Source organism: Pseudomonas sp. GM17, assembly GCF_000282175.2.
GTDB lineage: Bacteria > Pseudomonadota > Gammaproteobacteria > Pseudomonadales > Pseudomonadaceae > Aquipseudomonas > Aquipseudomonas chlororaphis.
The window spans coordinates 378,826-402,035 of record NZ_CP124732.1 but is presented as its reverse complement, the minus strand read 5'-3'; the positions used below and the strand labels follow the sequence as shown (position 1 = coordinate 402,035).

Below are 23,210 nucleotides of genomic sequence, written 5' to 3'. Positions count from 1 at the left end.
CGTGCTCTTGAGATCGCAGGAAGCTCCTGCGTGTCGAGCGCGACCCCGGCCTATCGCAGCCTTCGGCAGTGGCTACAGTTGGCCGGCGATGCCTGTCCGACAAAAATCTATGGTCATCCGCCCGCCGGCGCATTAGCTTAGGCGTCTACGACGAATTCGAGCCGAGGTGTGCGATGGTTCTTGAGACATGGCTGGCGTTTTTTGCCGCCTGCTGGGTGATCAGCCTTTCCCCGGGGGCCGGCGCGATTGCGTCGATGTCCTGCGGTCTGCAATACGGTTTCTGGCGCGGTTACTGGAACGCCCTGGGCCTGCAACTGGGCCTGGCCATGCAGATTGCGATTGTCGCCGCCGGCGTGGGGGCGATTCTCGCGGCATCCTCGACCGCCTTTTACGCGATCAAATGGTTCGGCGTGGCTTACCTGGTTTACCTCGCGGTCAAACAGTGGCGCGCGCTGCCCAGCGACCTGAGCGACGACGCCGCGATCCGGCCGATCGGCAAACCCCTGGCGCTGGTGTTCCGCGGGTTCCTGGTCAACATCAGCAACCCCAAGGCTCTGGTGTTCATGCTGGCGGTCCTGCCGCAGTTCATCGATCCCCACGCACCGCTGGTGAAGCAGTACCTGATCCTCGGCGCGACCATGATTGCCGTCGACCTGATCGTCATGGCCGGCTACACCGGCCTGGCCTCCAAGGTCCTGCGCCTGCTGCGCACGCCGACCCAGCAACGGCGCATGAACCGCACCTTCGCCGGCCTGTTCCTCGGCGCCGCCGGGTTGCTGGCGACCATTCGCAAAGCGCCGGTCTAAGAGGCTGGTCACATAAAAAGGCGCCCATCGAGGGCGCCTTTTTTGTGCGTGCGCCTCAGGGAAACCGCGAGCATGAACCCGTCCCGGCCGCGCCCGGATTTATTTCATCTTTGTTCAGGAAGCCCCGGACCCCAGGTGATTCAAGGCTTTGGCCCGGCATCAGGAACCACGGCGCCTGGGTGTCTGTATGACAGAGCTTGAGTGAAACTCATTGGAAGTGAACAATGTGTTACTTCGTATTTCCATTTGAGATTCGTTCATGACTGCCCCCTCCCGTTTCCTGGCGTGGCTCGTGCTGCCGGTATTGGCCCTGTGCAGCGCCAACCTGCTGGCGGACACTGTAGAAGGCGCGCCCAAGGCGCTGCACCTGCTCGACTACATTGGCGCGGACTACCCTCCGACGGTCGAGGCGGGCAAGGTCATTGACGACTCCGAGTACCGTGAACAGGTCGAGTTTCTCGGCGTGTTGCAGGGGCTGGTCGCCGATTTGCCGGCCAAGCCGGAGAAGGCCGAGCTGGAGCAGGGCATCGCCAGCCTGAACGACGCGGTCAAGGCCAAGGCGGACGGCGCCCTCGTCGCCCGTCAGGCACGGCAGCTGGGCGCCAAGCTGGCGGTGGCCTATGAGGTCAGCCAGGCGCCGATCATCACCCCGGATCCGAGCCGTGGCGCGCCTTTGTATGCCCAGCATTGCTCGGTGTGTCACGGCGACACCGGTGCCGGCGATGGCCCGGCTGGGGTCGGCCTGACGCCGCCACCGGCCAACCTGCGGGATGCGGCGCGCACGGATCACTTGAGCCTCTACGCGATCTACAACACCCTCGGCCTGGGCGTCGAAGGCACCGACATGCCGTCTTTCGCCGATCAGCTGGATGACCGCCAGCGCTGGGACTTGGCGACCTATATCGCCGGCTTCACTGCCGACCCGGCCGCGGCGAAGGGTGACAAGAGCTACAACCTCGCCGACCTGGCCCGCCAGACCCCAAGCGAAGTGCAGGCCGCCGAAGGGCCGCAGGCCGCGGCCACCTTCCGTGCCCAGCGCGCCCAGCCGCCACAGGTCAAGCGCGGCCCGGCGCAACTGCTCGACTACACCGCCTCGACCCTGGACAAGAGCCTGGCCGCCTACCGCGCCGGTGACCGCGAACAGGCCTACGACCTGTCGGTGGCGGCGTACCTGGAAGGCTTCGAGCTGGTGGAAAGCTCCCTCGACAACGTCGATGCCAATGTGCGCAAGGACACCGAGAAAGCCCTGATGGCCTACCGTCAGGCGCTGCAGGACGGCTTGCCGGCAGAGCAGGCCGGGCAGCGCCTGGATGCCGCCAAGGCCAAGCTGAAAGAGTCGGCGGGCCTGCTGGGCAGCGATGGCCTGAGCTGGTCCCTGAGCTACATTTCCGGCCTGCTGATCCTGCTGCGCGAAGGCCTGGAAGCGATCCTGGTGCTGGCGGCGATCCTGGCCTTCCTGCGCAATACCGGCCAGCAATCGGCGGTGCGCAGCGTCAACGTCGGTTGGGGGCTGGCGTTGCTGGCCGGCCTGGCGACCTGGGCGCTGGCGGCGTATGTGATCGATGTCAGCGGCTCCCAGCGCGAGTTGCTGGAAGGCGCCACGGCCTTGTTCGCCAGTGTCATGGTGCTGTGGCTCGGCGTGTGGATGCACGACCGCCGGCACGCAGCGGCCTGGCAGGACTACATCAAGAGCAGCCTGGTGGGCGGTGGCGGCCGTTTTGGTTTTGCGGTGCTGGCGTTCTTCTCGGTCTATCGCGAGCTGTTCGAAGTGATCCTGTTCTACGAAACCCTGTGGCTGCAGGCCGGCCCGGCGGGCCATAACGCAGTGCTGGCCGGCGGCGCCACGGCGCTGGTGCTGCTGGTCGGCCTGGCCTGGGTGATCCTGCGCGGTTCGGCCAAGCTGCCGCTGGCCCTGTTCTTCGGCATCAACGCGGCGTTGCTGTGCGCCTTGTCGGTGGTGTTTGCCGGGCATGGCGTCAAGGCGCTGCAGGAGGCTGGAATCTTCGGTACGCGGCCGGTGGCGTTCTTCGACTTCGACTGGCTGGGCATTCACGCCGATGCCTACTCGCTGACGGCGCAGGCGGTGGCGATCGTGGCGATCATCGTGCTCTACAGTCGTAGCCGCATCGCCGAGAAACGGCGGACCCAGGTTTCCTGAGGCATCCGTTTCGCTCATTATCGCGGGCAAACCGCGCGCCCACAGTTCATCGAGATCTGTAGGCGCGCGGCTTGCCCGCGATGCTTTCAGAGGAATAACCCAATGCGTGTCTGGATCGATGCCGACGCCTGCCCCAAGGCGGCGAAGGATCAGGTGGTGAGGTTTGCCCTCAAGCGCCAGTTCGAGCTGGTGCTGGTGGCAGGGCAGCCGCAGATCAAGCCGGCCTTTGCCTGCGTCAAGCTGATCGTGGTGCCCAGCGGCCCGGATGCGGCTGACGATTATCTGGTGGAACACGCAGTGCCGGGCGAACTGGTGATCTGCAGCGATGTGCCCCTGGCCGACCGGCTGGTGAAGAAGGGCGTCGCCGCCCTCGACCCGCGGGGCAAGGAGTTCGATGCGCAGAACATGGGCGAACGGCTGGCGGTGCGTAACCTGTTTACCGATCTGCGCGAGCAGGGGCAGGTCGGTGGCGGGCAAGGCCCTTATGGGGATCGCGAGAAGCAGGCCTTCGCCAATGGCCTGGACCGGATTCTGACGCGGCTGGCGCGTCAGGCCTGACAATTGCCGCGAGGCGAGGGCGCTTGCCGCTCGCCACGGCTTTTGGGTTATTCGTCGTTTTCGTGGGTCAGTTCCAGCACCCGATCCACCAGCTTATTGATGCCGGCCGCGGCTTCGCTGATGGACTGCGCGAGCATGTAGGCCGGGGTGCTGACCAGCTTGCGCGCCTTGTCCTCGATGATATCGCCAACGGTGCACTCGGCATGGGTCGCGCCCATCTTGCTGACGGCGGCCGCGGTGTCGGCGTCGTTGCCGATGGTGCAGGTGACGCCCGGGCCGTAGATCTTCGCCGCCAATGCCGGCGAGATGCAGATCAGGCCCACCGGCTTGCCGGCTTCGGCGAAGGCTTCGGTCAGTGCCAGGACATCCGGCTGGACCGTGCAGCCGGCCCCTTCCACGGCGAAGTTGGAAAGGTTTTTCGCCGCGCCAAAGCCGCCAGGCACGATCAGCGCGTCGAAGTCTTCGGCGTTGGCCTCGCGGATGTCTTTGACCTGGCCGCGGGCGATGCGCGCCGATTCCACCAGAACATTGCGCGATTCGGGCATCTCTTCGCCGGTCAGGTGGTTGATCACATGCAGCTGGGCGATGTTCGGGGCGAAGCACTGCACCTGGGCGCCACGCTGGTCCAGGCGCAGCAGGGTGATGACGCTTTCATGGATCTCGGCACCGTCATAGACGCCACAGCCGGAAAGGATCACTGCAACTTTTTTGCTCATGGTTTTTTCTCCAGATTCATGGCGTTAAATGTCCACTAATTTGTTGCCCGTTGCCATAGGGTTATCCCGCCGCCCGACCTAATCTTCGATCAGGATTGCGATCAGGTCGTGTGATGAATTTCATTCTGTATGCGGTGCCGTTCTTCTTCGTGCTGATAGTCCTCGAGCTGCTGGCCGACCGCTGGCGGGGGGAACAACTATCGGGTCGCGGACGCTCTCTACATGGATCGCAACTACGACGGCGTGTTCATTATTTGGGACCGGCTGTTCGGCACCTTTCAGGAGGAGGACGACAACGAGCCGGTGGTCTTCGGCGTCACCACGCCCCCTGGCCAGCTGGGACCCGGTGTGGGCCAATCTGCAGTTCTATGCCCGGTTGCTGATGTATGCGGCTCTTGGCAGCTACCTGATGAACCTGGGCGACAGCCTGCCTGTCGCGGCCCTGATGCTGGGCTGGAGCGCCATGGCCTTTGGTCTGTTCGTATTGGGGGTGGCGCTGGAGAATCGCCCGTGGGCGCTGAAGAGGGAGCTGCTGCGGCTGGCGTCGAACCTGCCGCTGGTGTGGCTGGCGCCTCTGGTCGGCCTGATCAGTTACAGCCTGCTCAGTGGCATTGCGCTTTACTGCTGCCGGGGTCGTCTTACTCGACTGGCGTCTTAGACTTGCAGCAATCGCTCTGCTCGTTCTGCTTGACCTGTTCGGCTTCGTAGATCGCCTTGGCCAGTCGCGCATTCTTGAAGCGGCGGCGCAGCCACAGGGCAAAACCCAGGACCAGCAAGGCGCCGAGCACCCACAGTTCGTACTTCTTGATGCTGCCCAGCATGCCTTCGAGCACGGCGCCGAAGTGATAGGCCGCGGCGGCCAGGGCAGCGGCCCAGATCGCCGCGCCAATGCCGTTGAGCAACAGATAACGTCCCGGCGGATATCCCGACAGGCCGATGGCCACCGGCATCACGGTGCGCAGGCCGTAGACGAAGCGGAAACTCAGCACCCAGATGTCCGGATGCTTGCGGATATGCTCCAGCGCCCGATCGCCCATCAATTGCCAGCGCGGTTTGCGCGCCAGCAGCTTGCGCCCGTGCTTGCGTCCCAGGAAGTACCACAGCTGGTCGCCGGCATAGCTGCCGAAGAACGCCACGACCACCACCAGGTTGATGTCCATGTATCCGCGAAACGCGAGGAAGCCGGCCAGGACCAGGATGGTCTCGCCTTCGAAGAATGTGCCGAGAAAGAGGGCGAAGTAGCCGAATTCCTGAAGAAATTGTTGGAGCATTGTCTGGATGCTGGCGAAATGAACGCGCAGCCTAACCCTTCGGGCCCATGGAGGAAAGTATCCAAATGTGTCTCGACGTGAACAAATGCTGGCTGGACAATAGCTGCGACTACCGGTCACAGGGTTAAGCACAACTGTCATCCGTTCGTCATAATGGGCGCTTATAACTGTCACGCTCGCCCGCTTGTGCGGGCTCAGGAGTCTGTCGTGAGCTTTACCCCAGCCAACCGTTTGTTTCCCGCCACTCGCCTGCGTCGCAATCGCCGTGATGATTTTTCTCGTCGCCTGGTGCGTGAAAACGTCCTGACCACCGATGACCTGATCCTGCCGGTATTCGTGCTCGACGGTGAGAATCGTCGGGAAGCGGTGGCCTCGATGCCGGGCGTCGAACGCCTGACCATCGACCTGTTGCTGGAGGAAGCGGCGAAGTGGGTCGAGCTGGGGATTCCCGCGCTGGCTTTGTTCCCGGTGACCCCGGCGGATCTCAAGTCGCTGGACGCCGCCGAAGCCTGGAACCCGGAAGGCATTGCCCAGCGTGCCACCCGCGCGCTGCGCGAGCGTTTCCCTGAACTGGGGGTGATCACCGACGTGGCGCTCGACCCGTTCACCACCCACGGTCAGGACGGTATTCTCGACGAAGAAGGCTATGTGCAGAACGACATCACCGTCGATGCACTGGTCAAGCAAGCCCTGTCCCATGCCGAAGCCGGCGCCCAGGTGGTCGCGCCTTCGGACATGATGGACGGCCGCATCCAGGCGATCCGCGAAGCCCTGGAGCTGGCTGGCCACGTCAACGTGCGGATCATGGCCTATTCGGCCAAGTACGCCAGCGCCTATTACGGTCCGTTCCGCGATGCGGTCGGCTCGGCGCTGAACCTGGGCAAGGCCAACAAGGCCTCCTACCAGATGGACCCGGCCAACAGCCACGAAGCCCTGCATGAAGTGGCCGCCGACCTCGCCGAAGGCGCGGACATGGTCATGGTCAAGCCGGGCATGCCGTACCTGGACATCCTTTTGCGGGTCAAGGATGAATTCAAGGTGCCGACCTTTGTCTATCAGGTCAGCGGCGAATACGCCATGCACATGGCGGCGATCCAGAATGGCTGGTTGAGCGAAGGGGTTATTCTCGAATCCTTGACCGCCTTTAAACGCGCGGGTGCCGATGGCATCCTGACTTACTTTGCCGTTCGTGCTGCTCAATTGTTACGAGAGCAAAAATAGCCCTCCCAGGAACACGCGATGAATACCGAAGGACTCACTGAAGTTGCCGTAAAAGAAGCTCAACCCGTGGTCGAGCAGGTCGTTGAAACACCACCGGAGCTGGAAGCCCCGCCGGTGCAAGCGGACGCACCGCATGTGGCGATGCCGACCCTGGTCATCCCGAGCCTGGATGACAGCAGCCTGTATATCCATCGCGAGCTGTCGCAACTGCAGTTCAACATCCGCGTGCTGGAACAGGCGCTGGATGAGTCCTATCCGCTGCTGGAGCGCCTGAAGTTCCTGCTGATCTTCTCCAGTAACCTGGACGAGTTCTTCGAGATCCGCGTCGCCGGCCTGAAGAAGCAGATCACCTTCGCCCGTGAACAGGCCGGTGCCGATGGCCTGCAGCCGCACCAGGCCCTGGCGCGCATCAGCGACCTGGTGCACGGTCACGTCGACCGCCAGTACGCGATCCTCAACGACATCCTGTTGCCGGAGCTGGAGAAACATCAGGTCCGCTTCATCCGTCGCCGTTACTGGACCACCAAGCTCAAGACCTGGGTCCGTCGTTACTTTCGCGACGAGATCGCGCCGATCATCACCCCGATCGGTCTCGACCCGACCCACCCGTTCCCGCTGCTGGTGAACAAGAGTCTGAACTTCATCGTCGAACTCGAAGGGGTCGACGCCTTCGGTCGCGATTCCGGCCTGGCGATCATCCCGGCGCCGCGCCTGCTGCCGCGGATCATCAAGGTGCCGGAAGAAGTCGGCGGCCCTGGCGACAACTATGTGTTCCTCTCGTCGATGATCCACGCCCACGCCGATGATCTGTTCCAGGGCATGAAGGTAAAGGGCTGCTACCAGTTCCGCCTGACCCGCAACGCCGACCTGGCGGTGGACACCGAGGACGTCGAAGACCTGGCCCGCGCCCTGCGCGGCGAGCTGTTCTCCCGTCGTTACGGCGATGCGGTGCGTCTGGAAGTGGCCGACACCTGCCCGAAACATCTGTCCGACTACTTGCTCAAGCAGTTCAACCTGAGCGAGACCGAGCTGTACCAGGTCAACGGTCCGGTGAACCTGACGCGCCTGTTCAGCATCACCGGCCTGGACAGCCACCCGGAGCTGCAATACACGCCGTTCACCCCGCAGATTCCCAAGCTGTTGCAGAACAGCGAGAACATCTTCAGCGTGATCAGCAAGCAGGACATCTTGCTGCTGCACCCGTTCGAGTCCTTCACCCCGGTGGTCGACCTGCTGCGTCAGGCGGCCAAGGATCCGCACGTGCTGGCGGTGCGCCAGACCCTGTACCGCTCCGGCGCCAACTCGGAAATCGTCGATGCGCTGGTGGATGCGGCGCGTAACGGCAAGGAAGTCACTGCGGTGATCGAGCTGCGCGCGCGCTTCGACGAAGAGTCCAACCTGCAACTGGCCAGCCGCCTGCAAGCGGCCGGCGCGGTGGTGATCTACGGCGTGGTCGGCTTCAAGACCCACGCCAAGATGATGTTGATCCTGCGGCGCGAAGCCGGCGAGATCGTGCGCTACGCCCACCTGGGCACCGGCAACTACCACGCTGGCAACGCCCGCCTGTACACCGACTACAGCCTGCTGACCTCCGACGACGCTTTGTGCGAAGACGTCGGTAAGCTCTTCAGCCAGTTGATCGGCATGGGCAAGACCCTGCGCATGAAGAAGTTGCTGCACGCGCCCTTCACCCTGAAGAAGGGCATGCTCGACATGATTGCCCGGGAGACCCAGTTCGCCCTGGACGGCAAGCCGGCGCATATCATCGCCAAGTTCAACTCGCTGACCGATCCGAAGATCATCCGCGCGCTGTACAAGGCCAGCCAGTCGGGCGTGCGCATCGACCTGGTGGTGCGGGGCATGTGCTGCCTGCGTCCGGGGATCGCCGGCGTGTCGCACAACATCCATGTGCGCTCGATCATCGGCCGCTTCCTGGAGCACACCCGGGTGTTCTACTTCCTCAATGGCGGCGAGGAGCAGATGTTCCTGTCCAGCGCCGACTGGATGGAGCGCAACCTCGACAAGCGCGTCGAGACTTGCTTCCCGGTCGAGGGCAAGAAGCTGATCCTGCGGGTCAAGAAGGAGCTGGAAAGTTATCTCACCGATAACACCCACAGCTGGAGCCTGCAGTCGGACGGTCGCTACATCCGCAACACCCCGACCGGCAACCAGAACCCGCGCAGCGCCCAGGCCACATTGCTGGAGCGCCTGAGCAATCCGGTGCTGGCGGTGCGCTGAGCCCGGGGCTTATTCAGCCCATGAAAAAGCCGGCTTGCCGGCGATGGTGCCCTTTGGAAGGAGCCCATCGCCGGCAAGCCGGCTTTTTTGTGCGGGGCGTTTCAGTGCACGTTGAGGGTGATCCCGACCCGGGTCAGCCATTCCGCTTCCAGGGCGAAGTCGGCCTGGGTCAGCTGGTTCTCGTCGAGCCAGTTTGCCGGGAACATCACCTCCAGGCTGTCGCCGGCGGCGTGCAGCTTCACCTGGGGCATTTCCTGGGTGCCGCGGATGTGGTGGAACAGGATGGCGAAACGCAGCAGCACGCACAGGCGGATCAGCTTGCTGCCTTCCTCGCCGAATTCGGCGAACTTGTCCTTGGGAATGTTGCGGCGGTGACCGCGTACCAGTAGCGCGAGCATTTGCTGGTCTTCGCGGGAGAAGCCGGCGAGGTCGGAGTGCTCGATCAGGTAGGCGCCGTGCTTGTGGTAATGGTAGTGGGCGATATCCAGGCCCACTTCATGGACCTTGGCGGCCCAGCCCAGCAGTTCGCGCCAGACGCCGTCCTCCAGGTCCCAGTCCTCGGCCACCTGGTCGAAGGCGTGGAGCGCCTTGCGCTCGACCCGGGCGGCCTGTTCCAGGTCGACGTGATAACGCTCCATCAACGAACCCAGGGTGCGCTCGCGCACGTCTTCGTGGTGATGACGGCCCAGCAGGTCGTAGAGCACGCCTTCACGCAGGGCGCCTTCGCAATGGTCCATGCGCTGCAGTTCGAGGGCGTCGAAGATGGCTTCGAGAATCGCCAGGCCGGCGGGGAAGATCGCCCGGCGATCCGGCTTGATGCCTTCGAAGTCGATTTTCTCGGCATCGCCCAGCTTGAACAGCCGACGCTTGAGCCAGGCCAGGCCTTCGGCGTTGACTTCGCCACTGCCGTGGCCGCCGGCCTTGAGCGCCAGGCCAATGGCGCGGATGGTGCCCGAGGAGCCGATGGCTTCATCCCAGGTCAGGCGATGCAGGGCGTGTTCGATGCTCATGATTTCCAGGCGCGCCGCGGTGTAGGCCTGGGCGTAGCGCGCCGGGGTGATCTTGCCGTCGCGGAAGTAGCGCTGGGTGAAGCTGACGCAGCCCATCTGCAGGCTTTCGCGCAGCAGCGGCTCGAAGCGCTGGCCGATGATGAATTCGGTACTGCCACCGCCGATGTCGGCGACCAGGCGCTTGCCTGGGGTATCGGCGAGGGTATGGGACACGCCCAGGTAGATGAGGCGGGCTTCTTCACGGCCGGAGATGACTTCCACCGGGTGGCCGAGGATTTCCTCGGCGCGGCGGATGAATTCGCCGCGGTTGCGGGCTTCGCGCAGGGCGTTGGTGCCGACGATGCGCACCGCGCCCAGGGGCATGCCGTTGATCAGTTGGGCGAAGCGCTTCAGGCAATCGAGCCCGCGTTGCATGGATTCTTCGTTGAGCTGACGGTCTTCGTCGATCCCGGCGGCCAGCTGAACCTTTTCACCGAGCCGCTCGAGAATGCGGATTTCATTATGGTGAGCCTTGGCCACGACCATGTGAAAGCTGTTGGAGCCCAGGTCGATGGCGGCGATCAGGGACAGATTCTTGGCTTGGGATTGCGGCATGGTTTGGGGGTCTCGGTCGATAACCTTGCCATCCTGCCACGATCAATCGCTCGCGCCAACGCGCAGTGTCCAATGCGTTGATTCAACGCATGAATCCTTGCGCCACAGCTCCTGTAGCCGCTGCCGCAGGCTGCGACCGACTGCGCAGCAGGTGCTGTTCTTGAGGGCCCAGGAAGGCCCTGCGACCAGCGTGGCCCGGACCATCGCAGCCTGCGGCAGTGGCTACGGGTAGCATCAAGCGCTTTCGTTGGTCCCGATGAAATTCGCCAGTTCCGGCGTCTGCGGGTTGGCGAACAGCACTTTCGGGTCGCCCACTTCATGCACCTTGCCCTGGTGCATGAACACCAGCTTGTCGCCCACTTCCCGGGCGAAACGCATCTCGTGGGTCACCATGATCAGGGTCATGCCGTCCTTGGCCAGCTGGCGCACCACGCTCAGGACTTCGTTGACCAGCTCCGGGTCCAGGGCCGAGGTGATCTCGTCGCACAGCAGCACCTTGGGCGACATGGCCAGCGCCCGGGCAATCGCCACCCGCTGTTGCTGGCCGCCGGACAGGCGGTCGGGGAAGGCGTCGAACTTCTCCTCCAGGCCGACCCGCTTCAGCATCTCCCGTGCCAGCTCGGCGGCCCTGGCCTTGGGCACCTTCTGTACCACCTGCGGGGCGAGCATGACGTTCTCGCCGACGGTCAGGTGCGGGAACAGGTTGAACTGCTGGAACACCATGCCGACCTTCTGCCGCAGGCTGCGCAGGTCGGCGCGGGCGGCGTCGAGGTATTCGCCGTCGACTTCGATGACCCCGTCGTTGATCGACTCCAGGCCGTTGAGGGTGCGCAGCAAGGTGCTCTTGCCCGAGCCGCTGCGGCCGATGATCGCCACCACCTGGCCTTCCTCGATACTGAGGTCGATGCCCTTGAGCACATGATGGTCGCCGTAATATTTATGCAGGGCGGAAATTCTAAGCAGAGGCATGCAGTCTCCTTTCCAGGTAGCGCGCACTGAGGGACAGGGGGTAGCACAGCAGGAAGTAACCGAGCGCCACCAGGCCGTAGACCATGAAGGGCTCGAAGGTGGCATTGGCGAGCATGCCGCCGGTCTTGGTCAGCTCGGTGAAGCCGATGATCGAGGTCACCGCGGTGCCTTTGACCACCTGCACCGAGAAGCCCACGGTAGGCGCCACGGCAATCCGCAGCGCCTGCGGCAGGATCACATGGCGCAGCTGTTCATAAGGGTTGAGCGCCAGGCTGGAGGAGGCTTCCCACTGGCCGTTGGGGATCGAGTCGACGCAGCCGCGCCAGATCTCCGCCAGGTAGGCGCTGGTGAACAGCGTCAGGGCGATGGCCGCCGCCAGCCAGGGCGAGATATCCACCCCCAGCAGGGCGATGCCGAAGAACACCAGGAACAGCTGCATCAACAGCGGCGTGCCCTGGAACAGCTCGATATACAGGCGGGCGAAACCGCTGGGGAAAGCCTTCTTGGAAATGCGCAGGGTCATGATCAGCAAACCGATCAGCCCGCCGCCGACAAAGGCCACCAGCGACAGCAGCAGGGTCCATTGCAGGCCGGTCAGCAGGTTACGCACGATGTCCCAGAAGCTGAAATCACTCATTGGCTGCTCCTCGCGATATAGCGGCGCCCGACCCAGTTCAGCAACTGCCGGATCAGCAGGGCCATGCACAGGTAGATCAGCGTGGTCAGGGCGTAGGTTTCAAAGGCGCGGAAGTTGCGCGACTGAATGAAGTTGGCGGCGAAGCTCAGCTCCTCGGTGGCGATCTGCGAACACACCGCCGAACCGAGCATGACGATGATGATCTGGCTGCTCAGGGCCGGCCACACCTTGCCCAGCGCCGGCAGCAACACCACATGGCGGAAGGCCTCCAGGCGGGTCATGGCCAGGGCCGCCGCGGCCTCCAGCTGGCCGCGGGGGATGGCCTGGATGCCGGCGCGGATGATTTCCGTGGAGTAGGCCCCCAGGTTGATCACCATCGCCAGCACCGCCGCCTGCCACTCGGAGATCTGCAGCCCCAGGGATGGCAAGCCGAAGAAGATGAAGAACAGCTGCACCAGGAACGGGGTGTTGCGGATCAGCTCGACGTAGACGCCGAAGAGGGCCGAGAAGGGCTGGATCTTCCAGGCCCGCACCACCGCGCCGACTATGCCCAGGCCGACCCCGAGCAATGCGCCGATGGCGGTCAGCTCAAGGGTGAACAGGGCGCCGCGCAGCAGCAGGCCGGTGTTTTCCAGCACCGGTAGAAAGTCGAACTGATAAGCCATGGATAACCTCCGCGACCGCGATCAGAGGCCAGCCGGCAATGGCTGCTTGAGCCACAGCTGGGCGTTCTTTTCCAGGCTGCCGTCGGCCTTGGCGGTGGTGAGGATCTGGTTGACCTTGTCCAGCAGCTCCGGCTGGTTCTTGTTCACGCCGACATAGACCGGGGAATCCTTGAGCTTGACCTTCATCGCCGGGATGCGTTTCGGGTTGCGTTCGCTGATGGCGACCATCACCACGTTGCCGCTGGCGATCAGGTCGACCTGGCCGGCCAGGTAGGCGGCGATGGTCGAGTTGTTGTCCTCGAAGCGCTTGATGGTCACGCCTTGCGGGGCCACGGCGGTCAGTTCGATGTCTTCGATGGCGCCACGGGTGACGCTGATGGTCTTGCCCTTGAGGTCGTCGAGGGTGGCGACTGGCGCTTCGGGTGGGCCGAATACCGCCAGGTAGAAGGGCGCGTAGGCCTGGGAGAAGTCGATGACCTTCTCGCGCTCCGGGTTCTTGCCGAGGCTGGAGATCACCAGGTCGACCTTGCCGGTGGTCAGGAGCGGAATGCGGTTGGTGCTGTTGACCGGGGTCAGTTCGAGCTTGACCTTGAGCTGGTCGGCCAGCAGTTTCGCGGTGTCGATATCCAGGCCGCGGGGTTTCATGTCCGGACCGACCGAGCCGAAGGGTGGGAAATCCTGGGGCACGGCCACCTTGAGGGTGCCACGGGCGACGACATCGTCCAGGCCGCTGGCGTGGGCGGGCGTCTGACTCAGCAGCAGGCTGGCAAACAGGGCAGAGAGCAGGGCGCTGAAACGCTTGGTCATGGCAAATCTCCGGATTCACGGGAAGTGATTTCTGCGCAGCGACACAGCACAGCCCGTGCCAAACGCTGGAAAAAGCCCTGGAGCGCCGGGTTTTGTTGGTGTCCTTCGGTCTTACTGGTCTGAACAGTTGATGGCGTTTCTGCCCCCTTATCGAGCGTCCGGAGATACGCCCGAACCCCCTTGGGGCACGACTTGCCGGGCTCGGCGAATAGCTTTACAACTAGCCTTTTCCTGGACTGGCCAGCCTGCATTCTATGAACTCGATCTCCCGCGCCGTACCCGAGGTGGCGCTGCAAGCCATCCGCCAATTGATCAACGAGCGCGGCTTCGGCCCGGGCGATGCGCTGCCGTCGCAGCGCGATCTGGCCGTGCAACTGGGGGTCAGCCGGGCTTCATTGCGCGAGGCGCTGTCGTCCTTGAGCGCCTTGGGCGTGATCAGCGTGCAGCCTGGCAAAGGCGTGTTCGTGCAGGCCGCGCAATTGCCGGTCAATGGCGCGGGGCTGAGCTGGCCGTTCGCGGCCCAGGCGTCGCCGACGGATATCTTCCAATTGCGCTACGCCCTGGAAGGCTTCGCCGCGGGGCTGGCGGCCGTGACGCTGACCGCCGATGAGCTGGATGCGTTGCAGGATAATGTCGAGGCCATGCGCAACGAGCTGCGGGCGGCGGATTTCGAGGCGGCGGCGCGGCTGGATTTCGAGTTTCACCAGAAGATCCTGCAAGCCAGCGGCAATCAGGCAATGGTGAGCATTCTCAGTACCAGCGCCGAGATCTTCCTGGAGAGCCAGAAACTACCGTTCATCCGGCCCGAGCGGGCCATGGAAACCTGGCAGGAGCATCGCAAGATCCTCCGCGGGCTGGCCCGGCATGCCTCTGGGGCGGCGCAGAAGGCCATGCAGGAGCATGTGCGCGGCGCGGCCCTGCGCACCGGAATCGCCTTCGTCACCCCCGCATAGTTTCCAGTTGAGCTATACCCAAATTCATCGGGCACCATAGCGAGAGTCAATCAACTCCGGCTTCCTGAACGCGGGAAGGGCGGCTATGATGGGCCACGTTTTTTTGCTTACAACCTGGAGACTTCCATGAGCAGCGATCTTATCAAACACGTTAGCGACGCTAGCTTCGAGGCTGACGTACTCAAGGCCGAAGGCGCTGTACTGGTCGACTACTGGGCTGAGTGGTGCGGCCCATGCAAAATGATCGCTCCGGTCCTGGACGAAATCGCTGAAACCTACAAAGGCAAACTGACCGTTGCCAAGCTGAACATCGACGAAAACCAGGAAACCCCGGCCAAGCATGGCGTGCGTGGTATCCCGACGCTGATGCTGTTCAAGAACGGCAACGTCGAAGCCACCAAGGTCGGCGCACTGTCCAAGTCGCAACTGGCTGCTTTCCTCGACGCCAACATCTAAGCGTCGTTGTAAATCGCATCAAAAAAGCCCCGTAAATAGCGGGGCTTTTTCATTATTCAGGGCTAGACGCTCAGAAACTCAGGTGTTACATTCGGCCCCGCACTGGTTTCTCCTCTGCCCCCTGCAAGCCGTCGCCGACGCTCTCCTTTTCGAATAAGTACGCGATCCTGTCGCCTTCTCCGCGGCGCGGCATCATTAAGCCAAAAGCTTAATTTCCCCCCCTCCATAAATGATTACGTCATTCCTATATGAATCTGACTGAACTCAAGCAAAAGCCGATTACCGAACTGCTCGAATTGGCCGAACAGATGGGCATAGAAAATATGGCCCGTTCGCGCAAGCAGGACGTGATTTTCTCCCTGCTGAAAAAGCACGCTAAAAGCGGCGAGGAAATCTCCGGTGATGGCGTGCTGGAGATCCTCCAGGACGGCTTCGGCTTTCTTCGCTCCTCCGACGCCTCCTATCTGGCCGGCCCAGACGATATCTACGTCTCCCCGAGCCAGATCCGTCGTTTCAACTTGCGCACCGGTGACACCATCGTTGGCAAGATCCGCCCTCCAAAGGAAGGCGAGCGTTACTTCGCACTGCTGAAGGTCGACACGATCAACTACGATCGTCCCGAGAACGCGAAGAACAAGATCCTGTTCGAAAACCTGACGCCGCTGTTCCCGACCGTGCGCATGAAGATGGAAGCCGGCAACGGTTCCACCGAAGACCTGACCGGTCGTGTCATCGACCTGTGTGCCCCGATCGGTAAAGGCCAGCGCGGTCTGATCGTTGCTCCGCCGAAAGCGGGCAAGACCATCATGCTGCAGAACATCGCGTCGAACATCACCCGTAACAACCCTGAAGTTCATCTGATCGTGCTGCTGATCGACGAACGTCCGGAAGAAGTGACCGAGATGCAGCGCACCGTGCGCGGCGAAGTGGTCGCCTCCACCTTCGACGAACCGCCAACCCGCCACGTGCAGGTTGCCGAGATGGTGATCGAGAAGGCCAAGCGCCTGGTCGAACACAAGAAGGACGTGGTGATCCTGCTCGACTCCATCACCCGTCTGGCCCGTGCCTACAACACCGTGATCCCGAGCTCCGGCAAGGTGCTGACCGGTGGTGTCGATGCCCACGCCCTGGAAAAACCGAAGCGTTTCTTCGGTGCCGCGCGGAACATCGAAGAAGGCGGCTCGCTGACCATTATCGCCACCGCGCTGGTCGAGACTGGCTCGAAGATGGACGAAGTGATCTACGAAGAGTTCAAGGGTACCGGCAACATGGAGCTGCCCCTGGACCGCAAGATCGCCGAGAAGCGCGTATTCCCGGCCATTAACATCAACCGTTCCGGCACCCGCCGCGAAGAGTTGCTGACCGCCGACGACGAGCTGCAGCGCATGTGGATCCTGCGCAAGCTGCTGCATCCGATGGATGAAGTCGCCGCTATCGAGTTCCTGGTCGACAAGCTGAAACAGACCAAGACCAACGATGAGTTCTTCCTGTCGATGAAACGCAAGTAAGTCGAGCGGGACCGCAAAAGCCGGGGAAACCCGGCTTTTTGCTATCTGATTATTGAGGAACGGCAGTTCACTGTTCTGAACAGTCGGGTTCGGCGCTAAACTGCCAGCCCCGAACGCCACGGCCAAAACGAGGCTCACGCATGCAGTATCGCGACTTGCGCGACTTTATCAGCGGTCTGGAACAGCGCGGCGAACTCAAGCGCATCCAGGTTCCGGTGTCCCCAGTGCTGGAAATGACCGAGGTCTGCGATCGCACCTTGCGTGCCAAAGGTCCGGCCCTGCTGTTTGAAAACCCCACCGGCTACGACATTCCGGTGCTGGGCAACCTGTTCGGTACCCCGGAGCGCGTGGCGCTGGGCATGGGCGCCGAGGCGGTCAGCGAACTGCGGGAAATCGGCAAGCTGCTGGCGTTCCTCAAGGAGCCCGAGCCGCCCAAGGGGCTCAAGGATGCCTGGTCCAAGCTGCCGATCTTTCGCAAGATCATTTCCATGGCGCCAAAAGTCGTCAAGGATGCCATCTGCCAGGAAGTGGTCATCGAAGGCGATGACGTCGACCTGGCGATGCTGCCGGTGCAGACCTGCTGGCCGGGCGATGTCGGCCCGCTGATCACCTGGGGCCTGACCGTCACCAAGGGGCCGAACAAGGACCGGCAGAATCTCGGTATCTATCGCCAGCAGGTGATCGGCCGCAACAAGGTGATCATGCGCTGGTTGAGCCACCGTGGCGGCGCGCTGGATTACCGCGAATGGTGCGAGAAGCACCCGGGCCAGCCGTTCCCGGTGTCCGTGGTCCTGGGCGCCGATCCGGCGACCATCCTCGGCGCCGTGACGCCGGTGCCGGACAGCCTCTCCGAATACGCCTTCGCCGGCCTGCTGCGGGGCAACCGCACCGAACTGGTGAAATGCCGCGGCAACGACCTGCAAGTGCCAGCCACCGCGGAAATCATCCTGGAAGGGGTGATCCATCCGGGCGAGATGGCCGACGAAGGCCCGTATGGCGACCACACCGGCTACTACAACGAAGTCGACAGCTTCCCGGTGTTCACCGTCGAGCGCATTACCCACCGGATCAAGCCGATCTACCACAGCACCTACACCGGTCGTCCGCCGGATGAGCCGGCGATTCTCGGCGTGGCGCTGAACGAAGTATTCGTGCCTATCCTGCAGAAACAATTCCCGGAAATCACCGACTTCTACCTGCCGCCCGAAGGCTGCTCGTACCGCATGGCGGTGGTGACCATGAAGAAGCAGTACCCCGGCCACGCCAAGCGGGTAATGCTCGGTGTCTGGTCGTTTTTGCGACAGTTCATGTACACCAAGTTCGTTATCGTCACTGACGACGATATCAACGCGCGCGACTGGAACGACGTGATCTGGGCCATTACCACGCGCATGGACCCCAAGCGCGATACGGTGATGATCGACAACACGCCGATCGACTACCTTGACTTCGCCTCGCCGGTCTCCGGCCTGGGCTCGAAGATGGGGCTCGATGCCACGCATAAATGGCCCGGTGAAACCACCCGCGAGTGGGGCCGGGTGATCGTCAAGGATGAGGCAGTGACCCGCCGGATCGATGCCATCTGGAATCAGTTAGGAATAGATTGATGCGTGTAACCTTGCAGCCCTCCGGAGCGGTGCTTGAGACGCTGCCCGGCGAGCGGATTCTCGATGCGGCGCGGCGCCTGGGCTATGAATGCCCGCAAAGCTGCCGCAATGGCAACTGTCATGTGTGCTGCGCCCTGCTGGTGGAGGGCCGTGTCCTGCAGGCCGGCGATGTGCGCGATCATGGCGAGTTCTACACTTGCATTGCAGAGCCGCTGGAAGACTGCATCGTGCTGTGGGATGGCGTCCTTGCGCTGGGAGAACTGCCGGTGCGCAGTCTGTCGTGTCAGGTCACCGAGTGTCTGGAAGTCGGCGGCGATGTCTGGCGGGTCCGCCTGCGGGCGCCCGCCGGCAAGCCACCGCGTTATCACGCTGGCCAGTACCTGATGCTCGAGCGGGAGAATGGCGAGAAGTCGGCATTCTCCCTGGCCTCGGCGCCGCACGCCGGGCGCGAGCTGGAGCTGCACGTACTGGTGCGCGAAAGCAGTGCACAAAGCCTGATCGAACAGTTGCAGCGCAACGGCAACGTGCGCGTCGAGCTGCCGTTTGGCGATACCCACCTGGCCGAGCTGCCGGACGGGCCGCTGGTGCTGATCGCCGCCGGTACCGGCATGGCGCAAATGCACAGCCTGATTGAGCATTGCCGGGCCAAGGGCTTCAAATACCCGGTGCACCTGTACTGGGGCGTGCGCCGGCCGGACGACTTCTACCAGATCGAGCACTGGGACGAATGGAAGAAGTTGCCCAACCTGTTCCTGCATAAGGTGGTCAGCGACCTCTGTGGCTGGGAAGGGCGCTGCGGCATGCTGCACGAGGCGGTGAGCGAGGACATTGCCGACCTGTCGGCGGTGCATGTCTACGCCAGCGGCTCGCCAGCGATGATCTACGCGACCCTCGACGCGCTGGTCGAAGCGGGCATGGATGCGCACCAGATGCGCGCCGATGTATTTGCCTACGCTCCTCGGTCCTGAGTTCTCGGGGCTGTCCCTCGTTATAACTTCCTATATAGCCCATCGGTATTTATTTAATTAGATAAATACCGGTAGGTTATATGTCACGCATTATTGAAAGTTAAAACTCTTCGATGGCACTTAACTTGCCTTGAAACATATGTGTCTTGGAGTTACAGCCGTGCGTTCTATTAAGTAATTCTTTATACGCGGGGAGCCGAACGCTATTCGCCATGACAGCCATAGAATCCAGTTTTTTGAATCTGGCTTACCCTCCGCGGCTCGACCTGGGGCCGCAGCTCACCCACGAACAGCTTCTCAGCTCGATGCAGTCCACCATGGCGCGCCACAAGGGCGGACCGGTCTGGCTGTTTGCCTACGGTTCGCTGATCTGGCGCCCTGAATGTTCGGCGGTCGAGCGCATGCGCGGGCGGGTGCATGGCTACCATCGCGGTCTGTACCTGTGGTCCCATGAACACCGTGGCACGCCGGAGAAGCCGGGGCTGGTCTTTGGCCTGGATCGTGGCGGTTCCTGCAGCGGCTTCGCCTACCGCTTGCCGCAAGAGCAGCTGGAAACCTCGCTGTATGCGCTGTGGCAGCGCGAGATGCCATACCCGTCCTATCGCCCGCACTGGCTCAACTGCCGCCTCGAAGACGGTAGCCGGGTTCAGGCCCTGGGGTTCGTTCTGGAGCGACACCTGCCCAGCTATGCCGGCAACCTGCCGGACCATGTGCTGAGCCAGGTATTCGAAAACGCCTGCGGGCGCTACGGCACCACTCGCGACTATGTCGAGCAGACCGTGCACGCCCTGCGTAGCCACGCCATGCCAGACCGTAATCTGGAGGCGCGGCTCAAGCGCTGTAAGTCAGCCACCCACTAGGCAATGGCTTCGCGACTCTGGCTGGCGACCTGCTTGTGCCACAAGGTCGGAGCCAGGAAGGCCATCGACAGCAGGCAGGCGCCTACCAGCAGGACAAAACCGCCGTCCCAGCCGAAGTGGTCCACGGTGTAGCCCATCGCCGCGCTGGCCGCGACCGAACCACCCAAATAGCCGAACAGACCGGTGAAGCCCGCGGCGGTGCCGGCGGCTTTCTTCGGCGCCAGTTCCAGGGCCTGCAGGCCGATCAGCATCACCGGGCCATAGATCAGGAAGCCGATGGAGAACAGCGCGATCATGTCGATGGTCGGGTTGCCGGCCGGGTTCAGCCAGTACACCAGGGTCGCCACGGTCACCAGAGCCATGAACACCATGCCGGTCAGGCCACGGTTGCCACGGAAGATCTTGTCCGACATCCAGCCGCACAGCAGCGTGCCCGGGATCCCCGCCCACTCGTAGAAGAAGTACGCCCACGAGGTTTTATCCACGGTGAAGTGCTTGGCTTCCTTGAGGTAGGTCGGCGCCCAGTCCAGTACACCGTAGCGCAGCAGGTAGACGAAGACGTTGGCCATGGCGATGTACCAGAGCATTTTGTTGCGCAGCACGTATTTGACGAAGATTTCCTTGGCGCTGAATTCTTCTTCGTGGCTGGCGTCGTAGCCTTCCGGGTAGTCGTTCTTGTACTTCTCGATCGGCGGCAGGCCGACCGATTGCGGGGTGTCGCGCATGGTGACGAAGGCGAACAGCGCCACCATCAGGGCCACAGCGGCCGGGACGTAGAACGCCGCGTGCCAGTCGTTGAACCAGCCCATGCCGAGCAGGAACAGCGGGCCGATCAGGCCGCCGCCAACGTTGTGCGCCACGTTCCATACCGAAACCACGCCGCCGCGTTCCTTCTGCGACCACCAGTGCACCATGGTCCGTCCGCTTGGCGGCCAGCCCATGCCCTGTGCCCAGCCGTTGATGAACAGCAGGATGAACATCATGGTCACGCTGGACGTGGCCCAGGGTGCGAAACCGAAAATGAACATCACCCCGGCCGACACCAGCAGGCCGAAGGGCAGGAAGTAGCGCGGGTTGGAGCGGTCGGACACCAGGCCCATGAGGAACTTGGACAGGCCGTAGGCGATGGCGATCGCCGACATGGCCAGGCCCAGTTGACCGCGGGTGTAACCCTCTTCGATCAGGTACGGCATGGCCAGGGAGAAGTTCTTGCGCAGCAGGTAGTAGCCGGCGTAGCCGATGAAGATCCCGGCGAAGATCTGCCAGCGCAGGCGGCGGTAGGTACTGTCTATTTTTTCGTCAGGCAGGGGCGCCTGATGTGCGGCAGGTCGAAAGAAAGCAAACATTCAAGAGCTCCAAATTTCTTGTTTTGACTGCGGATGCGAATGTTACAGTTTCGTTACCGAAAATAGCACTGCATCTTATCTGGGAGCACGCAACGCAGGAGCATTTGCATGTTCTTTTACGAACATGTCGCTTAAAGATAAGTGGAGGACGTACCTGATGCTTCTGTGTAGGAGCGAGCTTGCTCGCGATGGCGATCCGACAGTCAGTAATGAAGTCGACTGTCACACCGCTATCGCGAGCAAGCTCGCTCCTACATAAAGAAAAGGGGAGGTTCAGCGAACCTGGACCACCACCTTGCCCACCGCCTTGCGCTGGCCAAGATCGTTGATGGCGCTGGCGGCGTTGCTCAGCGGGTAGACCTGCGAGACCAGCGGTTTCAACTTGCCTTCGGCGAACCAGCCGAACAGCTGCTGGAAGTTCGCCGCGTTGTCCTGGGGCTGGCGCTGGGCAAACGAACCCCAGAACACGCCGATCACCGCGGCGCCCTTGAGCAGCGCCAGGTTGACCGGCAGCTCGGGAATGCGCCCGCTGGCGAAACCCACCACCAGCAGCCGGCCGTTCCAGGCGATGGCGCGGATGGCCTGGTCGAACAGGTCGCCGCCGACCGGGTCGTAGATCACATCGGCGCCCTGGCCGTCGGTCAGGCGCTTGATCTCGTCCTTCAGGCTGGTTTCGCTGTAGTTGATCAATTCGTCGGCGCCGGCGGCCTTGGCCACCGCGAGTTTCTCGGCGCTGCTGGCGGCGGCGATGACCCGGGCGCCCATGGCCTTGCCGATTTCCACCGCCGCCAGGCCGACACCGCCGGAAGCGCCGAGCACCAGCAGGGTTTCACCCGGCTGCAGGTTGCCGCGTTGCTTGAGGGCATGCATCGAGGTGCCGTAGGTCATGCTGAAGGCGGCGGCGGTGTTGAAGTCCATCGACGCTGGAATCGGCAGCACGTTGTAGCCTGGTACCGCGACTTCCTCGGCGAAGCTGCCCCAGCCGGTCAGTGCCATGACCCGGTCGCCGACCTTGAGGTGGCCGACCTTCTCACCGACGGCGCCGACCACCCCCGCGGCTTCGCCACCGGGCGAGAACGGAAAGGGCGGCTTGAACTGGTATTTGCCCTCGATGATCAGCGTGTCCGGGAAGTTCACCCCGGCCGCGTGCACCTGCAGCAGGATTTCGTTCTTCTTCGGTACAGGACTCGCGACGTCTTCCAGCACCAGCGTTTCGGCGGGGCCGAAGGCTTTGCACAGCACGGCTTTCATCAGGGCTATTCCTTTGGGAGTGATGGCCGATAAGTGTAGGTGGGTGAATAACGCGGTCAACGAGCATGCCCCGGCCTGATAGCCAGCCATAAGCTTTGTGCTTGGGCACGGGCGCAGGGGCCTTTATGCTAGACCGCCTACCGGATAAGGAGCGAATTGTGAAAGCGTGGATCATGTTGATGCTGGCCCTGTCTCTGCCGATGGCAGCCATGGCCGAGGAAGCCAAAGAGGGCGAAGCACCGAAAGTCAGTTACATCAGCCTGAACCCGCCGTTCGTGGGCAACTACGGTCTGGATGGCGGCCCGAAGCTCAAGGTCTACAAGGCCGACGTCGCCCTGCGGGTGACCGGCGATGCCGCCGCCCAGGCGGTGAAGGCCAACGAGCCGTTGATCCGCAACCAGCTGGTGGCGCTGTTCGCCCAGCAGACCACGGAAACCATGAACAACGTCGAAGCCAAGGAAAAACTGCGCCAGGAAGCCCTGAAGCAGACCCAGCAGGTGATGAACGACGAAACCGGCAAGCCGGTGGTGGAAGACCTGCTGTTCAACAACCTGATCATCCAGTAATGCTGGATCTGTAGGAGCGAGGCTTGCCCGCGATAGCAATAGGGC

Annotated in this window: 21 protein-coding genes and 1 pseudogene; 13 read left to right on the top strand and 9 right to left on the bottom strand. The window is 62.7% G+C overall.

Annotation, left to right across the window (positions count from 1 at the left end; all coding sequences use genetic code 11):
• Positions 1-173: 173 nt before the first annotated feature.
• The 3 genes from PMI20_RS01825 (at position 174) to PMI20_RS01815 (ending at position 3,522) form a co-directional block, all read left to right on the top strand.
• Positions 174-806, top strand: coding sequence for a LysE family transporter (locus PMI20_RS01825; RefSeq protein WP_007926706.1), 633 nt, complete (start codon positions 174-176; stop codon positions 804-806).
• Between the two features lie 259 nt (positions 807-1,065).
• Positions 1,066-2,964: an FTR1 family protein gene (locus PMI20_RS01820; RefSeq protein WP_007926707.1), complete on the top strand. Its 1,899-nt coding sequence runs from the start codon at positions 1,066-1,068 to the stop codon at positions 2,962-2,964.
• A 102-nt stretch (positions 2,965-3,066) separates the two neighbouring features.
• A complete protein-coding gene (locus PMI20_RS01815) occupies positions 3,067-3,522 on the top strand; it encodes a YaiI/YqxD family protein (protein WP_007926708.1) in 456 nt (151 codons plus the stop codon).
• Positions 3,523-3,569: 47 nt separating this feature from the next.
• On the opposite strand, the gene elbB is transcribed toward PMI20_RS01815, so the two are convergent.
• Complete coding sequence (gene elbB, locus PMI20_RS01810; protein ID WP_007926709.1) at positions 3,570-4,238, bottom strand: isoprenoid biosynthesis glyoxalase ElbB; 669 nt, start codon at positions 4,236-4,238, stop codon at positions 3,570-3,572.
• Positions 4,239-4,436: 198 nt separating this feature from the next.
• Between elbB and PMI20_RS01805 the strand changes: the two are divergent.
• A pseudogene (locus PMI20_RS01805) lies at positions 4,437-4,896 on the top strand (sterol desaturase family protein); the annotation flags it as partial.
• Here the strand turns inward: PMI20_RS01805 and PMI20_RS01800 are convergent.
• Positions 4,877-5,509: a DedA family protein gene (locus PMI20_RS01800; RefSeq protein WP_007926712.1), complete on the bottom strand. Its 633-nt coding sequence runs from the start codon at positions 5,507-5,509 to the stop codon at positions 4,877-4,879. The pseudogene PMI20_RS01805 and the gene PMI20_RS01800 overlap by 20 nt on opposite strands.
• Before the next feature lie 207 nt (positions 5,510-5,716).
• On the opposite strand from PMI20_RS01800, the gene hemB reads away from it, so the two are divergent.
• Together hemB and ppk1 are read left to right on the top strand one after the other, a co-directional pair.
• Complete coding sequence (gene hemB, locus PMI20_RS01795) at positions 5,717-6,730, top strand: porphobilinogen synthase (RefSeq protein WP_007926714.1); 1,014 nt, start codon at positions 5,717-5,719, stop codon at positions 6,728-6,730.
• Positions 6,731-6,748: 18 nt separating this feature from the next.
• Complete coding sequence (ppk1, locus tag PMI20_RS01790; protein WP_007926716.1) at positions 6,749-8,968, top strand: polyphosphate kinase 1; 2,220 nt, start codon at positions 6,749-6,751, stop codon at positions 8,966-8,968.
• Between the two features lie 101 nt (positions 8,969-9,069).
• On the opposite strand, the gene ppx is transcribed toward ppk1, so the two are convergent.
• The 5 genes from ppx to PMI20_RS01765 all read right to left on the bottom strand — a co-directional run bounded on the left by ppx (position 9,070) and on the right by PMI20_RS01765 (position 13,650).
• Positions 9,070-10,572: an exopolyphosphatase gene (gene ppx, locus PMI20_RS01785; protein ID WP_007926717.1), complete on the bottom strand. Its 1,503-nt coding sequence runs from the start codon at positions 10,570-10,572 to the stop codon at positions 9,070-9,072.
• Between the two features lie 234 nt (positions 10,573-10,806).
• Positions 10,807-11,541: an amino acid ABC transporter ATP-binding protein gene (locus PMI20_RS01780; RefSeq protein ID WP_007926719.1), complete on the bottom strand. Its 735-nt coding sequence runs from the start codon at positions 11,539-11,541 to the stop codon at positions 10,807-10,809.
• Positions 11,528-12,178 carry an amino acid ABC transporter permease gene (locus PMI20_RS01775; RefSeq protein ID WP_007926721.1) on the bottom strand — a complete coding sequence of 217 codons (651 nt, stop codon included), beginning with the start codon at positions 12,176-12,178 and terminating at the stop codon, positions 11,528-11,530. Before PMI20_RS01775 ends, PMI20_RS01780 begins: the two co-directional genes overlap by 14 nt.
• Positions 12,175-12,843 (bottom strand): amino acid ABC transporter permease, encoded by a 669-nt coding sequence (locus PMI20_RS01770; protein ID WP_007926722.1) that lies wholly within the window; start codon positions 12,841-12,843, stop codon positions 12,175-12,177. The genes PMI20_RS01775 and PMI20_RS01770 overlap by 4 nt, the downstream gene beginning before the upstream one ends.
• Positions 12,844-12,864: 21 nt before the next feature.
• Positions 12,865-13,650 carry a transporter substrate-binding domain-containing protein gene (locus tag PMI20_RS01765; protein WP_007926723.1) on the bottom strand — a complete coding sequence of 262 codons (786 nt, stop codon included), beginning with the start codon at positions 13,648-13,650 and terminating at the stop codon, positions 12,865-12,867.
• A 254-nt stretch (positions 13,651-13,904) separates the two neighbouring features.
• Between PMI20_RS01765 and PMI20_RS01760 the strand changes: the two genes are divergently transcribed.
• The 6 genes from PMI20_RS01760 (at position 13,905) to PMI20_RS01735 (ending at position 20,002) form a co-directional block, all read left to right on the top strand.
• Entirely contained in the window at positions 13,905-14,603 is a 699-nt protein-coding gene (locus tag PMI20_RS01760; protein ID WP_007926724.1) for a FadR/GntR family transcriptional regulator, read from the top strand.
• A gap of 126 nt (positions 14,604-14,729) precedes the next feature.
• Positions 14,730-15,059, top strand: a complete 330-nt coding sequence (trxA, locus tag PMI20_RS01755; RefSeq protein ID WP_003206727.1) for a thioredoxin TrxA — start codon at positions 14,730-14,732, stop codon at positions 15,057-15,059.
• 248 nt (positions 15,060-15,307) lie between these two features.
• Positions 15,308-16,567 (top strand): transcription termination factor Rho, encoded by a 1,260-nt coding sequence (gene rho, locus PMI20_RS01750; protein ID WP_007926725.1) that lies wholly within the window; start codon positions 15,308-15,310, stop codon positions 16,565-16,567.
• Between the two features lie 140 nt (positions 16,568-16,707).
• The gene (ubiD, locus tag PMI20_RS01745) at positions 16,708-18,174 is read left to right on the top strand and encodes a 4-hydroxy-3-polyprenylbenzoate decarboxylase (RefSeq protein WP_007926726.1); all 1,467 of its coding nucleotides are present in this window, start codon (positions 16,708-16,710) and stop codon (positions 18,172-18,174) included.
• Positions 18,174-19,142: a CDP-6-deoxy-delta-3,4-glucoseen reductase gene (locus tag PMI20_RS01740; protein ID WP_007926728.1), complete on the top strand. Its 969-nt coding sequence runs from the start codon at positions 18,174-18,176 to the stop codon at positions 19,140-19,142. The genes ubiD and PMI20_RS01740 overlap by 1 nt, the downstream gene beginning before the upstream one ends.
• Before the next feature lie 212 nt (positions 19,143-19,354).
• Positions 19,355-20,002: a gamma-glutamylcyclotransferase gene (locus tag PMI20_RS01735; RefSeq protein ID WP_007926730.1), complete on the top strand. Its 648-nt coding sequence runs from the start codon at positions 19,355-19,357 to the stop codon at positions 20,000-20,002.
• Here PMI20_RS01735 and glpT read toward each other — a convergent pair.
• On the bottom strand, positions 19,999-21,348 hold the full coding sequence (gene glpT / locus PMI20_RS01730) for a glycerol-3-phosphate transporter (protein WP_007926732.1): 1,350 nt from the start codon (positions 21,346-21,348) through the stop codon (positions 19,999-20,001). The genes PMI20_RS01735 and glpT overlap by 4 nt on opposite strands.
• 273 nt (positions 21,349-21,621) lie before the next feature.
• Positions 21,622-22,599, bottom strand: coding sequence for an NADPH:quinone oxidoreductase family protein (locus PMI20_RS01725; protein WP_007926734.1), 978 nt, complete (start codon positions 22,597-22,599; stop codon positions 21,622-21,624).
• Positions 22,600-22,757: 158 nt separating this feature from the next.
• On the opposite strand from PMI20_RS01725, the gene PMI20_RS01720 reads away from it, so the two are divergent.
• Positions 22,758-23,165, top strand: a complete 408-nt coding sequence (locus PMI20_RS01720; RefSeq protein WP_007926735.1) for a flagellar basal body-associated protein FliL — start codon at positions 22,758-22,760, stop codon at positions 23,163-23,165.
• The last annotated feature ends 45 nt before the right edge of the window (positions 23,166-23,210 follow it).

What these genes read in the sequence shown, in the direction of transcription:
- PMI20_RS01825 (WP_007926706.1), top strand. Translation starts at nt 174, where the DNA reads ATGGTTCTTGAGACATGGCTGGCGTTTTTTGCCGCCTGCTGGGTGATC.
- PMI20_RS01820 (WP_007926707.1), top strand. Translation starts at nt 1,066, where the DNA reads ATGACTGCCCCCTCCCGTTTCCTGGCGTGGCTCGTGCTGCCGGTATTG.
- PMI20_RS01815 (WP_007926708.1), top strand. Translation starts at nt 3,067, where the DNA reads ATGCGTGTCTGGATCGATGCCGACGCCTGCCCCAAGGCGGCGAAGGAT.
- elbB (WP_007926709.1), bottom strand. Translation starts at nt 4,238, where the DNA reads ATGAGCAAAAAAGTTGCAGTGATCCTTTCCGGCTGTGGCGTCTATGAC.
- PMI20_RS01800 (WP_007926712.1), bottom strand. Translation starts at nt 5,509, where the DNA reads ATGCTCCAACAATTTCTTCAGGAATTCGGCTACTTCGCCCTCTTTCTC.
- ppk1 (WP_007926716.1), top strand. Translation starts at nt 6,749, where the DNA reads ATGAATACCGAAGGACTCACTGAAGTTGCCGTAAAAGAAGCTCAACCC.
- ppx (WP_007926717.1), bottom strand. Translation starts at nt 10,572, where the DNA reads ATGCCGCAATCCCAAGCCAAGAATCTGTCCCTGATCGCCGCCATCGAC.
- PMI20_RS01780 (WP_007926719.1), bottom strand. Translation starts at nt 11,541, where the DNA reads ATGCCTCTGCTTAGAATTTCCGCCCTGCATAAATATTACGGCGACCAT.
- PMI20_RS01775 (WP_007926721.1), bottom strand. Translation starts at nt 12,178, where the DNA reads ATGAGTGATTTCAGCTTCTGGGACATCGTGCGTAACCTGCTGACCGGC.
- PMI20_RS01770 (WP_007926722.1), bottom strand. Translation starts at nt 12,843, where the DNA reads ATGGCTTATCAGTTCGACTTTCTACCGGTGCTGGAAAACACCGGCCTG.
- PMI20_RS01765 (WP_007926723.1), bottom strand. Translation starts at nt 13,650, where the DNA reads ATGACCAAGCGTTTCAGCGCCCTGCTCTCTGCCCTGTTTGCCAGCCTG.
- PMI20_RS01760 (WP_007926724.1), top strand. Translation starts at nt 13,905, where the DNA reads ATGAACTCGATCTCCCGCGCCGTACCCGAGGTGGCGCTGCAAGCCATC.
- trxA (WP_003206727.1), top strand. Translation starts at nt 14,730, where the DNA reads ATGAGCAGCGATCTTATCAAACACGTTAGCGACGCTAGCTTCGAGGCT.
- rho (WP_007926725.1), top strand. Translation starts at nt 15,308, where the DNA reads ATGAATCTGACTGAACTCAAGCAAAAGCCGATTACCGAACTGCTCGAA.
- ubiD (WP_007926726.1), top strand. Translation starts at nt 16,708, where the DNA reads ATGCAGTATCGCGACTTGCGCGACTTTATCAGCGGTCTGGAACAGCGC.
- PMI20_RS01740 (WP_007926728.1), top strand. Translation starts at nt 18,174, where the DNA reads ATGCGTGTAACCTTGCAGCCCTCCGGAGCGGTGCTTGAGACGCTGCCC.
- PMI20_RS01735 (WP_007926730.1), top strand. Translation starts at nt 19,355, where the DNA reads ATGACAGCCATAGAATCCAGTTTTTTGAATCTGGCTTACCCTCCGCGG.
- glpT (WP_007926732.1), bottom strand. Translation starts at nt 21,348, where the DNA reads ATGTTTGCTTTCTTTCGACCTGCCGCACATCAGGCGCCCCTGCCTGAC.
- PMI20_RS01725 (WP_007926734.1), bottom strand. Translation starts at nt 22,599, where the DNA reads ATGAAAGCCGTGCTGTGCAAAGCCTTCGGCCCCGCCGAAACGCTGGTG.